Consider the following 15,370-nt stretch of genomic DNA (forward strand, 5'->3'; position numbering starts at 1 on the left):
GGTGCGGCCCATCAGACCCTTCGCGCCACTGGCCGCCGGCTTCGCCCTGCTGCTGTCCGGCTGCACCATGATCCCGGCCTGGCACCGCCCTGCCCCCGCCGTCGCAACGGCGTGGCCCACGGGCAACGAGGCCACCGACCGCACCGACCTGCCTGACTGGCGGCGCTTCTACCGCGATCCGGTCATGCGCCACCTGGTCGAACTGGCGCTGGCGAACAACCGCGACCTGCGGATCGCCCAGCATCAGGTCGAAGCCGCCAGCGCCCAGTTCGACATCGAAAATGCCGCGCTGTTCCCCACCCTGAACGGCGGTGCGCTGGCGAATGTCCAGAAGGAATATGCCAGGATCTGGAGCCTGTCGCAGACCAACGGTCCATTCTACATGCGTCAGTACGCCGTGGGCTTCGGCGTTTCGGCCTATGAGGTCGATCTGTGGGGGCGCATCCGCAGCGCCTCGCAGGCCGCGTTCGACCGCTATATGGCCGACGCGCTGAACCGCGAGAACATGCAGTTGAGCCTGATCGCCGCCGTGGCATCGGGCATGCTGACCTGGGTCGCGGACAACCAGGCCGTCCTGGTCACCCAGCAGGTGCTCGACAGCCGCCAGCATACGTACAACCTGGTCCTGCAGGCGGCCCACACGGGCACGGTCACGGCGCTGGACGTGGCCCAGGCCGAATCCGCCCTGCACGATGCCGAAACCAGCCTGCAAATCTATACCCGCCAACGCGCCCAGGCCCTGGACCAGTTGACGCTTCTGGTCGGCACCCCGCTGGACGACGCCACGACACGGAGCTTGCAGTCTCTCACATCCCTCGACGCCGTCACGGCTTTCCCCGACGTTCCGGCCGGCCTGCCATCGGACATGATCGCCCGCCGGCCCGACATCCTGTCGGCGGAAGACGTGCTGCGCGCGGCGAACGACGATATCGGCGCCGCCCGAGCCGAGTTCTTCCCCAAGATCCAGATCACGGCGGCGAACGGCACCGCCAGCAACAACATCACCCGCCTGTTCCAGAGCGGCATGGGCGCCTGGAACGTCGCCCCCCAGATCACCGTACCGCTTTTCGACGCCGGCCGCCTGACGGCCCAACTCCGCGTCGCGAAGGCGCGCAAGAAGGAAGAAATCGCCCGCTACGAAAAGACGATCCAGACCGCCTTCCGCGAAGTCGCCGACGCCCTGGCCGGCCGCGACACCTACCTGAAGCAGCGCCGCGCGCAGGATGCCCTGATCGCCGCCAACGACCGGCAATATCACCTGGCCCTCGCCCGCTTCCGCGCCGGCTACGACCCGTACCTGACCACCCTGGTGGCCCAGCGCGACCTCTACACGGCCCGCCTCGCCGGCATCACGACCCAACTCCAGACCATGGAAAACAGCGTGACCCTCTACAAGACCCTCGGCGGCGGCTGGGCCGGCACGACGCCGCCGCGCCCGACCGCATCCGCCGCCGGCCATATCCTGTAGGCCCCGCGGCCCCATCGGCTCCGGCCGCGCCGTTCGTCGATGGACACCGTGCCACCGACGGTCGCCGCGCAATGCGGATCACGCCCCGGGGGCCGCGCCACACCCCCGGACGCGGCAAAATAAACGCAACGACGCGGCGAGCCGGTTTACGCGCGATGCGTGCTCATATCCTCAATCCTCAACGCGAAGAATCCGCAAACCAGGACGCGGCATCGCAAGCCCGCTTTCTGGTTTCCGCCCATCCAGGCCCGCCGAAAATCTCGAGCCGTTGACCAGTCGATCCGCCGGATCATCCCCCGGATCATCCGATGATAAATTGACGCGTATCGTCGCCACCCTATCCCGCGCTGCCCGGCGGCTCATCTCCGTGAGAAGGCGCTCCGCCGAAAAAGCAACGCGGCACGATCATGCAAACGATTGCGACACAAGGATAGATGCAGCCGTTCGCATGTCCGAGGTATAACCGCCGATTACGCCTGCCCGGCCTCAACCATCCACTGTACCGCGTCTTCACCCGCCGCGATCCTGAGCGGGGCGTCCGGATCGACGGCCGCCCGCCAGACCGCCGCCGCCACGTCGCCAGCATGGGTAATCGGACCACTTTCCTCGCGAAAACCAGCGATCATGCCTTCGATCATCGGCTGGTAGTCGGCATTGTCCAGTCCGCGCAGATGCGGCAAGGCGTTATTGCCGAAACGTGTCTCGGGCGAGCGACCGGGAAGGACGATATGCACGCGCACGCCGAACGGCTTCATTTCGACCGCCAGGCTTTCGGTCAGCGCATTCACGGCTGCCTTGCTCGCCCGATAGACGCCGACCAGCGGCAGCGGCTTGAGAGTGACCGTCGACGTGACATTGATGATCGTACCACGGCGGCGTTCGCGGAACATGGGCAGGATCGCCTGCATCGTCGCCAGCGTGCCGAGCGTGTTGGTCTCGAACAATGCGCGCGCGGTATCCGGCTCGATCAGTTCGACCGGCACGGCCGCGCCGAACCCCGCATTATTGACCAGCACGTCGATATCGCCCGCCTGCGCGAACGCCGTCCTGACACTGTCCGGATCGGTAACGTCGAGCGGCAGGATGGTCAGACGATCCGACACGGGCAGGATATCGTCCGTGGGCCGGCGCATCGTGGCGACGACATGCCAGTTTTTTTCGAGGAACAGCCGCGCGGTCTCCAGACCGAAACCCGAGGAACATCCGGTGATAAGGACGGTAGGCATGAGCACACTCCGATGTCGTATGTGGTTCTCCAGATATGGTCGTGAACCGCGAGACCATCTACGCTCGACCATCTCGAATCCATTGGCGATCGTCCTGTTATGACCATAGATCCGCTTGCCGAGATCGTGACCCTGCTCCAGCCCTCGGCCAGTTACTCCAAACTCATCGAATATGCCGGCCGATGGCGCCTCCACCGCAAGGTCGAGGGCCAGCCGGTTTTCTTTGCGGTGCTTGAAGGCGAATGCCGGATCGTGTCGCCCGCCCGGCCGCCAATCATCGTGCGAAAGGGCGATTTCGTCTTATCCCCTTCGACCAACGATCACGTCGTCGAAAGCATCGATGCGCCGCCCCATGGGGTCACCACGATGCCGACGGAAATCGGCGAAGGGCGTTTTCGGGTCGGACAGGCTGACGAACCGGTGACGCTCAGGATGCAGGTCGGCCTGTGCAGCTTCGCCTCGCCCGACGCCGCGTTGCTCGTCTCCCTGTTGCCGACTATGATCGTCGCCAGCGGCGAACCCCGGCTCGCGCTGCTGCTGCAACTGGTGGCCGATGAGACACGTCATTCCCGGCCGGGGCGCGAGGTCGTTCTGGAACGTCTTCTCGAGGTGCTGCTCATAGAGGCCCTTCGATGCGGCGCCGACACCCTGTCGATACCAAGCCTCTCTCGCGGACTGGCGGACGATCGCCTGGTCTCGGCCCTGCGGTCCATGCACGCCCGCCCGGCACACGGCTGGACCGTCGTCGATCTCGCCGCCGAGGCCGGAATGTCGCGCTCGGCATTCTTCGCGCGCTTCACGCGCGTCGTCGGACATCCACCGATGGACTATCTGCTGGCATGGCGCATGGCGCTTGCCAAGCGTCTGCTCCGCACACGCAAAGTGGCGATGGACCATATCGCCGCGCAAGTCGGCTACGGCTCGGCAAGCACGTTCAGCACCGCCTTTGCCCGCCACGTTGGCATGTCGCCAACGCAGTATATTCGCTCTGTCGGGGGCGTCCAGTAAGGGTCGCCAGCTCCAGCATCAACGATCTGCCCGCCTGATGTCGTTGAACGGACAGACAGCAAACGCCTCATTTTGAATGCAAAAGGCGTTACGGAATCTTCCAAAAAATAGTTATACATCCGGATACCAACATGAGCATAGTTATGCGCATGGATATGTGCCAAGATTCACCTCCTAAAGTATGGGGTAAAAGCTATGGTTCGCCGACATTCCGCCAGTCCGTTACGTCGTCCCACGAATGTGACGTTACCGGCTCAGTTACTCGAGGAAGCCAAATCGCTTGATCTCAACATATCGCAAGCCTGCGAACAGGGGTTGAAGTCTGCGATCGCGTCGATCCGCGCTCAACAATGGCTCGCAGAAAACCGATCATCCCTTGAAGCATCCCGACAGTATGTCGAAGAAAACGGTCTTCCTCTCGCGGACTACCGGAACTTCTGAATGGCCCGTTTTGACGTGTATTGTCTGGCCGGACGAGATGAAGTGCGTTTCGTTCTGGATGTACAGGCAGACCTGCTGGACGAGTTGGGCACCCGCATGGTGGTACCACTTTTATCACAGGAAGTGGCACCAAAACCGGCAAAGAGACTAAATCCTGTTTTTGTAGTCGACGACCATTCGTTCGTTATGATGACGCAGTTTATGGCTGCTGTACCTGTCCGTGATCTAAAGAAAATCGTGACTTCATTGTCTATTTATCAGGATGAGATCACCCAGGCGCTTGATCTACTTCTAACTGGTTTCTAAAATGGAACCTCGATCGGTTTTCGCCCTCATCTCTGCCATCCAGACAGTTGTGGCAGCGCCCCGAAAACCGATATTTTTCAGGCACACTTCGATCGACAAATTTGAAACGATACTTGCACGATCGGGCTCGAGGCGCAAAGAAGCAACAGCGTCAGCCAGATATACTTAATCTGATATAGTGATCATGCCGCATCTTGTCCGCTGTTCGTGACTGGAGATGCCGTTTCAATCGGCGAAACAGAAGCTATGGGCACAAGTTCCGTGCCCATCATCATGTGATAATGCTGCATGTGCCCGGTCTCTTCGAAAATACGTTTAAAGACGCCGAGATAGACGTCCACTGTGGCAGCATCAGTGGAGACGTAGAGATCGTCATGCGTGCTGTGCGAGCCGTCGTTCACCCACGAAAAAAGCGATGCGCAGATTACCTTCTCACGGCCATCGAATTTCTCGATAATCTTGTCTTTGTCCATGTTGCCAAGGATTTTGAAATAGTTCTCCAGAATGCGACGCAGTGTGTTCTGGATGGTGAGGTTGGAACGGTTCTCGTTGCGCACCTCGGACCAGAGTAACTCATAGGATGTCTTGATTGGGTTGTGATCGAAGGATTCCAGCGTCGAGATATCATCGATCTTCTTGACGATCCAGAAGGTTTCGTGCGCGCGGCGTTCTCTCTTCCGCTCGGGATCGAACGATACCTCTTTGTGGAAATAAATGTTGTGGGTGAGCACGAACACCTGCCGAATCATGCTGTTCTGTACGCGGCTCAACTCGAACACACGCTTGATCAAGCTAGAGACGATGAACAGAATATCGCTGTCGAGGCTCGAAATCGGGTCGTCGAACACAATGACCCGATTGCTCGTCATTCCGGATTCCGAAACGCTGCCGCGGATCAGATGGTAGAAATAGAGGAAGGTAACGAAAGTCTTCTCACCTTCGCTCAGACTCCTAACGGCGTTGCTGCCGTCAAGACGGACGATCTCATATAGGTTGCCCTGATCGCCCGCTGTGGCGAGCTTGAAACCACGAAAACCGAATGAGGCCAGCAATGCATTGATCTCGGTCACGGTGGGCTGAACGCTCGTGATACCCTTCTCAAGATCACGCAATGTTTGCCTCGTGGTTGCGAGGTCGCCGCGCTTGGTTATCAGGCTCGCTTCGATGCCGTTGATCGCTGCATCTACCGCCGTCTTGCTGGAATGGTAGTTATTGAGAACACTCTTGGCCTCTTCCAGTATATACTTCCAGATTTCTCTAGTGAGCAGCGTCTTCTGATTGCCTATATCATCGACGGCTCGGTTATGTTCATTGATTGCCGCATTGGCGGCCATGAGAAAAGCCCGCACTTCCGCGAACAGGTCAGTGTTGTCCTCCACCGTGACGACGGCACTCGGCTCTTTCTGCTTTCGTGCGATATGCTGCTGATTGAGGGCAAGCCGCGCGGTCACACGTTCGACAAGGTCAGCCAGTTGATCAGCCTCAATGTAGCGTGAGCTGGTCTGCGATATCTCATTGAGCGCCTGGAGGTAGGCTACGCTCGCTGCCTCGTACCCTGTAACGAGACACGCGATATCCGCAATGTCGCGATCATAGACATCGTCGAAATAATCGCCGATGCGCTTCGCGAGATCGGCGTCGACATCCTGCTGACAGAATGGACATTGGGGCGCGCTCTTTACGAAATAGCTGATGCCCTGCTTCACCCAGTCACTGTTGCCAAGACGATCGATCAGACCGGCGATATCGACATCACCCTGACCAACGACTTTTTTCACGAGGATTGGCAACGCCTCCAGCCGGGTTAACTCGACACTATCGGGCACACGAATCACGCTCTCCCGTGCAAGTCCCTTTTCGAAAATGACGGCAGCACGCTTCTTCAAGTCCTCGAGCGGATGAAGCGTCGCCCGATTGGACGCCCACTGACTTAGGATTGCGTCACAGAAGCGCGCCCTGGAGCCGCGTACGCCCGTGAAGGCGGACTGGAAATCGGCGTCATAGCGGCTCTTCAGCTTCCAACATTCGTTCACGATATTCTCGTGCAGTACCGAACGGTCCCCGAGTTTACCGCTCGCGCCATCATCGCCATGAAGTACGATGTTACGCGCGCTGATATCGCGCTCAATCTCCGCAATCTGCCTTCGCGTCTGGTCGATCTGGTCCAGCACTGCTGCATCATGCTCGCCCAGCGTAAAAATGCCGGGCAGGTTAGACCGGAAATTCCGCTCCACGAAATCGGTGTTGTAGACGAGGCATTCAAGAGGCCGTTCATTGGCCCAACGGATCGTACACGCCGGATGATCTGCCGGAGCCGCGATTACGCGCGAGATGCTGGTCTTGCCTGAGCCGTTCGCGCCGTAGATAAAATTGATTTTTCGAAGCTCGGTAAGCCTCTGTCCCTCGACGCTATAGCTGGCGCATCCGGCGATTTTTATTTCTTCAATCAACGCGCCCCCTCGTTACCACGTCATCGGCTTGGCATGGATTATATACATCTAAAATACCTTTAGCCTTTATTGAAAGGCAAGCATGACGTATAGTCACCATAATCTTCGGTATCAGGGTATGCAAATCCAGACTTGAAACGACCATAATTGATCGGAAGCAGTCGATTCGGATTTATGCCTCTTATGGCTGACGCGGCCCGAATTCTGACCGGCAGGAAACTCGCCAAAGCGGCTTGTCTGCCAGGCAATCTTGAGCTAGCAGGCCGCATCCGCTTTCAACAGGTCATTCATGCCATCCTTTCTGCGGTCCGAAAGCGGACGGTGGTTCAGATATAACGCTACGAACGAAGACGGGCCGCAAACCGAAGTACCACTCACCGGCGACATTCGTAGCGCAGTTGCCATATAACTACCGACCGCACTCCCATTGAGGCCGTGGGACGCGGGCAGATAAGCATCTAATCTATAACGAAATCAACGTCGTGATTTTCGATATTATTTCCGGCGTAGCATTCGGCAGAGCATGGGTAGGTTTTAGGTGGCTTCGTCCAACCAACCTTCGACCGCAGCGTTGAACTTATCAATAATATCGGCGCGTCCGCACAAGCTTGGCGTCGTTAGATAGCTGTAGGTTTGCGTGACCGCGCGGCGCAGTTCGTCGGCGTTCAGTTCCATCGCGAAGACGTTGACGAAATCGTGAATGTCCACGACCGCAATGTCGCGACCATACGGCGCAAGGAAGCGTATCATATCGGCGGGTTCGGCAAGGTCGTCGTCGCTATTCACGTTCGACGCAATGATGGTGTATTTGCGCAGGCTCGCACCGTCCATCTTCTTACGGAAGTCGCCGACACGGTTCTTCCAATCAGGGCGGACCGTAACTTCGTAGGCGCGCACAAGGTCGCCGTTCAACATTTCCTCAATATCGCCAGCCGTCGCGTCGAAGCGGTCGGATGCATGAACGTGGTGTGTTCGAATGTCATAGCCGTGGCGTTGCCGATGGACGAACAGCAGCGCAGCGACAAGGAATTGCTGAACGTTGCCTTCGGACGGAATGGCAATCAGCAAATAAAATAGCTTCCGCGCACGGGCATAGGTCAACACGTCGTCTGCAACTGGCGGTAATGGCGCAATGACCTTCCGGCTTTCGGCGAACCGTGCGGCCATGTAGTCGGCGCATAGCGCCCGCTGTTCGGGGTTCATACCAGCAATCGCGCGGGCGAAGCCGTCGAACCGCACGTCGTTTTGAAGGCGGGAATTGGCGACGTTACCCTTCCACCCAAGGTTTTCGCCGAACGCTGTAACAGCGTTGTGAAGCGTGATGCTGCGAAGCCCCAATTGCGTCGCCAACCGCTTGTCGCCGTAAATGCCGCGAATGCCAGTCGGGATCGAATTGCAATCCCACGCCGTATCAACCGTCGCATAGAAGACGAAGAACAGCGACGCCAACCGGACGCTGTTCGAACCGTCGCCAAGCTGGCCGTCCATTGCAGCGCGGGCCGCAGCGTTGGGCAACGCCGTCAGCTTCTCGCCTTCAATGAAAGCATCCAGCCGTTCAAGCGCCACGTCTACCGCGTATTCGACCAACAAATTGCGAGACATTACGCTGTCATCAACAATGGCAATGAAGCTTCTGACTGATAGTGCGTCATCGGGCAAATCGTTGCGCCTTCAAGCTGGCGACGAAGTGCGACGCCAAGGGCGTGACCAAGCATTGGCGGAACAGCGTCGCCAACTTGCGTGTATTGGGACGACCGCGAACCGGCGAACCACATGTCGGCGGGGAAAGTTTGAATTAGCGCCGATTCTTCCAACGTCATTCGGCGCGCACCGGGAACAGCGCCATCGCGAGGCGCACCGCCTGCCATCAAGTGCGCCGAATACTCGGGCGCAATGTCCATCGTATCGATCCAATGCGTCTTGTAACCGCCCGCCGAAGCCAACAGCGTATGGCACGGCGTCGATAGGTCGATGGGACGACCTCCGCCGTTATAAACGTGACCGGCGTAGGGGCTTCGGCGCGGATCAGGATATTTCGCATACACGACCGGGCAATCGGGCGGTTCGCCAAGCGGCGATGCCTTGTCGATCACGCTACCCGACGCGACGTGCGGAATGTGAGCATCCGGTCCATGCGTTGGCTTCGGAAACCAAAACGTGCCCTTCTTCATGCCCACAATGATGAGACGCCGCCGCTTTTGCGGAACGCCATAGTCCGCGGCCGAGACTACGTTCCACGATACATTGAAGCCTAGCGTCTCAAATTCGCTCAACAATTCACCAAGATATTGAACCCGGTTGCGCGTTGCCAGGCCCGGCACGTTTTCGGCCAAGAACGCGGCGGGGCGGACCTCCTTCAGCACTCGCATAAATTCGGGAAACATGTTACGAGCATCGGCGGTACCTTTACGCAAGCCGCCTGTCGAAAACGGTTGGCATGGTGGGCCACCGAAAACTACGTCCACATTCCCGCGATAGCGTTCGAATGATATGCTACGAATGTCAGAGCGGTAGTGTTCAGCGTCCGGCGTGTGCGCGTCATACGTAGCCACCGCGTCCTTGCTTTTCTCGACGCATGCAACGGGTTCTATTCCGGCGCGCTTCATTCCAAGCGACAATCCGCCCGGTCCAGAAAATAAGTCGAGTGCTTTCATACGCTGAAACATGCAACACCACTGCGACGAAGGCAAGTTTGTTCCCGTTTAGTTTCGATGGACGCCACGACGAAACGTTCGCGGAGGCAGGGTAGGCGACCAACTTGCACCGCCTTCCCATGACCTACCCGACGCGGCCCCAAAGGCCATTTTGATATCAGCCGACTCAGGCGTGGTGCCAACGAATGGCCGCTCACCTCAGGTACTCGCCCCAAAGCCGCCATTCCGGTTTCCAAAAAAAAACCGACCTCCCCAGGATGCTGAAAGCCGCCTCCACAAACAGCAGCAACAGGGACGACCACACCCCTTCCGGGCATAAGGCAGAGATCAGGCCCATAAGCGCTAACTCAGGATCCCTGATACTGCATTCCCGGCGCGCCAAACGGCACGCAAGCGAATGGCTGCCAGACAACAGAAGCCTCCGAAATGCAGTAAAAATCCCCACCTTCGCGCCTATGCAACAACACCCCTGTCAAGGCACCCCACCCCCCAGCGCCATCGCCAGCCTGACCGTCGCCAGCGCCCGCCCGTCTTCCGAGCGCACCAGCGCATCCTCCACCGCAATGACATTCAGCCGCGCCTGAAGCGCGTCGAGCAGCACTCCCTGCCCGCCATCGAACAGCCCCATCCGGTCCCGCGCCTCACGCTGCGCCGTCGCCAGCGCGGCGGCGAGCCCCTGCCCCTGCCCGTCCAGCGCGGCACGGCTTTCATACGCCGTCTCCACCTCGGACAGCGCCGTCAGCAGCGCCTGGTCATACAGCGTCACGGCCTCGTCCAGCCGCGCATCGGCGCCCTGAATCTGCGCCTGGATACGCCCGGCGGTGAAGATCGGCAGATAGGCCGTCAAGGCCATCAACCCGCCACTCCCCGACAGGCCGGGCAACCCGTCGAAACGCAGCCGCCCGTTGCCCCCGAAGAATTCCAGCCCGAAACGCGGCAGCAGATCGGTCCGCGCACTGCGCAACCGCTCCAGCGCGGCGGCGACCAGATCGCGCCGGGCCAGGATATCGGGCCGCCGCTCCATCACCGCCACGGGCACGATCCCGGCCGGCGCCGGCGGAATCACGAACGCCGCCGGTTCCGGGATGGCCGGCGCCTGCTCAGGCGGCAGGCCCGACAGCACGGCGATCCGCCGCCGCCGCGTATCCATGTCCGCCACCAGCATCGGCCGGGTCGCCAGCAACGCCCGCCGCCGCGCCCGCACGGCATCGAGATCCGCCCGCGTCGCCTGCCCCGCCGCCATCCGCGCGGCGGCATAGGTCTCCATGCGGTCCAGTACCGTGGCCGAGCGGTCGATCAGCGCCACCCGCCGCCGGTCGTCCACCGCCCCGACATAGCTCTCCACCACATCCGCCGCGACCAGCATGCGGGTGCCATGAAGCTGCTCCTCCACCGACTGCGCAACCGCCCGCACCGCGCGCAGGTCGGCATGCCGGCCGCCGAAGAGATCCGGCTCCCACGCCGCCGCCAACCCGGCCAGATGCCCATCCGTCGCCGGATCGCCCAGATTGGGGGCCAGCACCGCCGGCACGGCCGGATTGCTCCAGCCCAGCCCGCCCCCCGCGATGTTCCCGGTCGCCCCCACGGTGGGATAAAGCGCGGAACGCGCCACCGCCACATAGGCCCCGGCCTGCCGCACATGCTCCCGCGCCACGGCCAGATCCAGGTTGGCCGCCAAAGCCCCCTCGACCAGCCGGTCCAGCACCGGATCACGCCATTGCGTCCACCAGCGGGCGAGGTCGGCAGGCGCCCCGCCCCCGGCCGGCGCCTCGGCAAAGCGCGCCGGCACCACCACCCGCGACGGCGGCGCGGCGCTGTCCTTTCGGGTGCAACCGCCGGCCAACCCCACACCCAGCGCCAGAGTCGCCAGCCACAGACAGCGGGACATTCGTCTCACACCCAATCTCCTCACCCCTGCCGCGCCAGCATGGAGCGGAACCGCACCAGCGCCGTCAGCAGAAACAGCACGGCCGACACCACGATCACCAGCAGCGGCAGCCACACGGTGTCCAGCCCCGCGCCGCGATACAGGATGGATTGCGTCAGGCTGACAAACTGCGTCGTCGGCAGCACGCCGATCACCGCCTGCAACAGGCTCGGCATGTTCGCCACCGGCGTCGCGGCGCCCGACAGCAGATAGGCCACGGCATAGACCGGCACCGCCAGCAGGCCGAATTGCGGCATCGCCGGCGCAACGGTCGCCAGCATCATCCCCAGCGCCGAAACCGCGATCACATAAGCGAACAGGCACAGCGCGAACAGCGCCAGCGACCCCGCCAGCGGCACCCCCAGCCAGACATGCACCACCAGCAGCAGCGACAGCAGGGCGGCGACGAAGATCACCAGTCCATTGGCCACGATCTTGGCCACCGCGATCTCGCTCGCCGAAACCGGCAACACCAGCAGATGCTCGATCGTGCCATGCTCCCGCTCGCGGATCACGGCGGCCCCGACAAGGATGATCGACAGCACGGTCACATTGGTCACGATCTGCATCACCGAGGAAAACCAGGCGGATTCCGCATTGGGGTTGAAGCGGATGCGCGGCACGAGATGAAACGGCAGCGCCGGCCCCGCAACCGGGCGCGGCATCGCCTCGGCGATCCGGTTGAGAAAAATGGATTGCAGATACACGACACCCAGCCCCGCCTGGGTCATGGCGGTGGCATCGACCTGAACATCCAGCGACGGCATCCGCCCCGCCAGCAGATCGGCCTCGAAACGCGGCGGCACATCGACGACGAAGATCAGCGTCCCCCGGTCCAGCCGCTCGCGCGCCGTCTCGCGGTCCACCACCACCGGGGTCTGGAAATAGGGCTCCTGCACATCCTCGCGCAACTGGCGCGACAGGGTGGAGCGGTCCTCGTCGATAAAAGCGATGGTGGCATGCGACACTTCGGCCTTCACCCCGTTGGCGACGACAAGGATCGCGGCGGTAAAGGCAAAGACGATCAGCCCCAGCAACACGCCGTCGCGGCGCAGGCTCACCGCCTCCTTGCGGCACAGCAGCCCGACGGTGATCCACCAGCGCCTCACCGCTCCTGCTTCCGGATCATCAGGCGCGCCCCCAGCATGCAGACGACCGCCGAAACCGCCAGCACCAGATAGGCCGTCACGAACGTCGCGGCCCCGACCCCCTTGGTAAAACTGCCCAGACTGATGATCTGGAACCACCCGGCGGGAAACCCCATCCCCACCCCATAGCCCAGCCCCGAAAGGGTCGAGACCGGATAAAGCAGGCCCGAGAAATTGACACCCGGAATCAGGCAGATCAGCGCCGCCCCAAAGATCGCGGCCACCTGCGAGGTCGTAAAGGCCGAAACCAGCAGCCCCAGCCCCGTCGCCGCGAACAGATACAGCAGCGCACCGAACGACAGCGCCAGGAACGACCCTTTCAGCGGCACCCCCAGCAGCGTCACCGACAGCAGCACCAGCACCAGATAGGCCACCAGCGCCACCAGCACATAGGGCACCTGCTTGCCCACCAGATACTGCCCCACCGTCGCGGGCGAGGCATAGAGGTTGATGATCGAACCGATCTCCTTCTCCCGCACCACCCCCAGCGCCGTCAGCATGGTCGGGATCAGGATCAGCGCCAGCATGATGGTGCCCGGCGTCATCGCATAAACGCTGCGGAATTCCTGATTATAGACAAAACGCGGCAGGATCTGGACCGGCGCGGCCTCCGTCCTGACCACGCCCTTCTCGCGCATCATGGTCAGCACCGCCTGCATCACCACCCCCTGCGCGTAAGAGCGGATATTCGCCCCCAGGAACGGCACCGCCCCGTCGATCGCAAGCCCGATCGCCGGGTCGCGCCCGGCCGCCACATCGCGACCGAACGCGGCGGGGATATCGATGCCGATATCGACCGCGCCACGCCGCAGCCGCTCCTCCAGCGTCGCACTGTCGGGCGACGCCGCCCGCTCCACGAAATAGCGCGATCCCCGAAACTGCTCCACCAGTTCCCGACTGGCCTGCGTCCGATCATGATCGCAGACCGTGAAACGGACGGTATTGATGTCGAACGAGATGCTGAACGCCGCGATCAGCAGCAGCACCGCCGGCCCGCCGACGGCGAACAGCAGCCGCAACCGGTCGCGCATCAGTTCCACCGCCTCGCGCCGCCCGAACGCATAGGCCCGCGCCACCCAGCCGCGCAGACCCGTCGCCGGCCCATGCCGGCCCGACGCGGCAACGGCCGGCCCGGCGGCCGCCTCGCCTGCCGGCACGTTCTCCCTGTCCCCCGCCATCGCCTCTTCAAGATAGGCGACGAAGGCATCCTCCAGCGTCGCGGCGTGCCGGGCCTGCACCAGCTCATCCGGCGTCCCCACCGCCAGCACCCGCCCGCGATGCATGAACGAGATCCGGTCGCACCGCGCGGCCTCGTTCATGAAATGGGTGGAGACAAAGATCGTCACCTGCTTTTCGCGCGACAGCGCCACCAGATGCTTCCAGAACATCTCCCGCGCGGCCGGGTCCACCCCCGATGTCGGCTCGTCGAGGATCAGGATCGACGGATCGTTGATGCACGCCGCCGCCAGTTGCAGCCGCTGGCGAATACCCAGCGGCAATCCCGCCGGCCGCAGATCGGCCACGCCCTCCAGCGCGAAATCCGCCAGCGCCGCCCGCACCCGCGTCTCCGCCTCACCCGCCGAAAACCGGAAAAGCCTTGCCTGCAAAATCAGGTTCTGCCGAACCGTCAGTTCCTCATACAGCGAAAACGCCTGCGACATGTAGCCGATATCCATCCGGCTCTCCAGATCGCCCGCGCGCACCGGCTTCCCGAAAACCCTGGCACTCCCCGCGCTCACATCCAGCAGGCCGGTCAGCATCTTCATCGTGGTCGATTTGCCGCAACCGTTGGAGCCGAGAAATCCGAAGATCTCCCCCCGCCCGATATGAAAACTGACATGATCGACGGCCACGAAGCGCCCGAACTGCTTGGTCAGCCCATCCGCCTCGATCGCGGGCGCCCCGCCCGGATCGTGATAAGGCGGAATCGAGAAGGCCGAGGCCCCCGCCCGCTCGGCCTCGGGCAACAGAGAAATATAGGCGTCTTCCAGCGTGGCCCGCCCGGTACGGTGCAGGATGGCTTCCGTCCGGTCGCAGGCCAGCACCTGCCCGTCATTCATCGCCACCAGCCATTCGAACCGCTCGGCTTCTTCCATATAGGCCGTGGAGACGATCACGGTCATGCCCGGCCGCCGGGCACGCAACTGGTCCACCAGCGTCCAGAACTGCCGGCGCGACAGCGGATCGACGCCGGTGGTCGGCTCGTCCAGAATCACCAGGTCGGGGTCATGCACCAGCGCGCAGCACAGGCTGACCTTCTGCTTCATGCCGCCCGAAAGCTGGGCCGCCGGACGATCGGGAAAAGGCGCCAGCCCGGTCGCCTCCAGAAGCTGCCCGATCCGCGCCGCGCGGGTCCGCGCATCCAGCCCGAACAGCCGCGCGAAGAAATCGATATTCTCCCGCACCGACAGGGTCGGATACAGATTCTTCCCCAACCCCTGCGGCATGAAGGCGACGCGGCTGAGAAAGGCTTCCCGCTCCCGCCGGTCGGCCATGTCGCATCCCAGCGTCAGCACCCGCCCGCCCTGAAGCCGCCGCACCCCGGCGATCAGCCCCAGCAGCGTCGATTTCCCAACCCCGTCCGGCCCGATCACGCCGATGGTCGTCCCCGCCGGCAGATCCACCGAAACATCGCGCAGCGCCTCGGTCTTCCCATAGCAATGCCCAACGTTCTCCACCCGTATCCCCGCTCCCGGCGCGGCAGGCGGCGGCACGGCGGGCGCGTCGGGCACGGACACGGCG

At 62.1% G+C, this 15,370-nt stretch carries 11 protein-coding genes; 4 read left to right on the forward strand and 7 right to left on the reverse strand.

The features are described 5' to 3' along the window. Position 1: 1 nt before the first annotated feature. On the forward strand, positions 2–1,468 hold the full coding sequence (locus ABF821_RS05385; protein WP_415529299.1) for an efflux transporter outer membrane subunit: 1,467 nt from the start codon (positions 2–4) through the stop codon (positions 1,466–1,468). Positions 1,469–1,938: 470 nt separating this feature from the next. On the opposite strand, the gene ABF821_RS05390 is transcribed toward ABF821_RS05385, so the two are convergent. Further along, positions 1,939–2,694, reverse strand: a complete 756-nt coding sequence (locus ABF821_RS05390) for an SDR family oxidoreductase (protein WP_415529300.1) — start codon at positions 2,692–2,694, stop codon at positions 1,939–1,941. 99 nt (positions 2,695–2,793) lie between these two features. Between ABF821_RS05390 and ABF821_RS05395 the strand changes: the two genes are divergently transcribed. The 3 genes from ABF821_RS05395 to ABF821_RS05405 all read left to right on the forward strand — a co-directional run bounded on the left by ABF821_RS05395 (position 2,794) and on the right by ABF821_RS05405 (position 4,449). Beyond that, a complete protein-coding gene (locus ABF821_RS05395) occupies positions 2,794–3,702 on the forward strand; it encodes an AraC family transcriptional regulator (RefSeq protein WP_415529301.1) in 909 nt (302 codons plus the stop codon). A gap of 195 nt (positions 3,703–3,897) precedes the next feature. Continuing rightward, the gene (locus ABF821_RS05400; RefSeq protein ID WP_415529302.1) at positions 3,898–4,143 is read left to right on the forward strand and encodes a type II toxin-antitoxin system CcdA family antitoxin; all 246 of its coding nucleotides are present in this window, start codon (positions 3,898–3,900) and stop codon (positions 4,141–4,143) included. Continuing rightward, on the forward strand, positions 4,144–4,449 hold the full coding sequence (locus ABF821_RS05405; RefSeq protein ID WP_183009069.1) for a CcdB family protein: 306 nt from the start codon (positions 4,144–4,146) through the stop codon (positions 4,447–4,449). Positions 4,450–4,631: 182 nt separating this feature from the next. On the opposite strand, the gene ABF821_RS05410 is transcribed toward ABF821_RS05405, so the two are convergent. From ABF821_RS05410 to rbbA, 6 genes are all read right to left on the reverse strand, one after another. Next, positions 4,632–6,899 carry an AAA family ATPase gene (locus ABF821_RS05410; protein WP_415529303.1) on the reverse strand — a complete coding sequence of 756 codons (2,268 nt, stop codon included), beginning with the start codon at positions 6,897–6,899 and terminating at the stop codon, positions 4,632–4,634. A 534-nt stretch (positions 6,900–7,433) separates the two neighbouring features. Continuing rightward, positions 7,434–8,558 (reverse strand): hypothetical protein, encoded by a 1,125-nt coding sequence (locus ABF821_RS05415; protein WP_182975303.1) that lies wholly within the window; start codon positions 8,556–8,558, stop codon positions 7,434–7,436. After that, positions 8,501–9,553, reverse strand: coding sequence for a DNA cytosine methyltransferase (locus ABF821_RS05420; protein ID WP_182975302.1), 1,053 nt, complete (start codon positions 9,551–9,553; stop codon positions 8,501–8,503). Before ABF821_RS05420 ends, ABF821_RS05415 begins: the two co-directional genes overlap by 58 nt. A 472-nt stretch (positions 9,554–10,025) precedes the next feature. Then, positions 10,026–11,441 (reverse strand): TolC family protein, encoded by a 1,416-nt coding sequence (locus tag ABF821_RS05425; RefSeq protein WP_415529316.1) that lies wholly within the window; start codon positions 11,439–11,441, stop codon positions 10,026–10,028. 20 nt (positions 11,442–11,461) lie between these two features. After that, complete coding sequence (locus tag ABF821_RS05430) at positions 11,462–12,589, reverse strand: ABC transporter permease (RefSeq protein WP_415529304.1); 1,128 nt, start codon at positions 12,587–12,589, stop codon at positions 11,462–11,464. Beyond that, positions 12,586–15,366 carry a ribosome-associated ATPase/putative transporter RbbA gene (gene rbbA, locus ABF821_RS05435; RefSeq protein ID WP_415529305.1) on the reverse strand — a complete coding sequence of 927 codons (2,781 nt, stop codon included), beginning with the start codon at positions 15,364–15,366 and terminating at the stop codon, positions 12,586–12,588. Before rbbA ends, ABF821_RS05430 begins: the two co-directional genes overlap by 4 nt. Positions 15,367–15,370: the final 4 nt, after the last annotated feature.

The sequence above is a fragment of the Gluconacetobacter sp. genome, from assembly GCF_047721585.1.
GTDB lineage: Bacteria > Pseudomonadota > Alphaproteobacteria > Acetobacterales > Acetobacteraceae > Gluconacetobacter > Gluconacetobacter dulcium.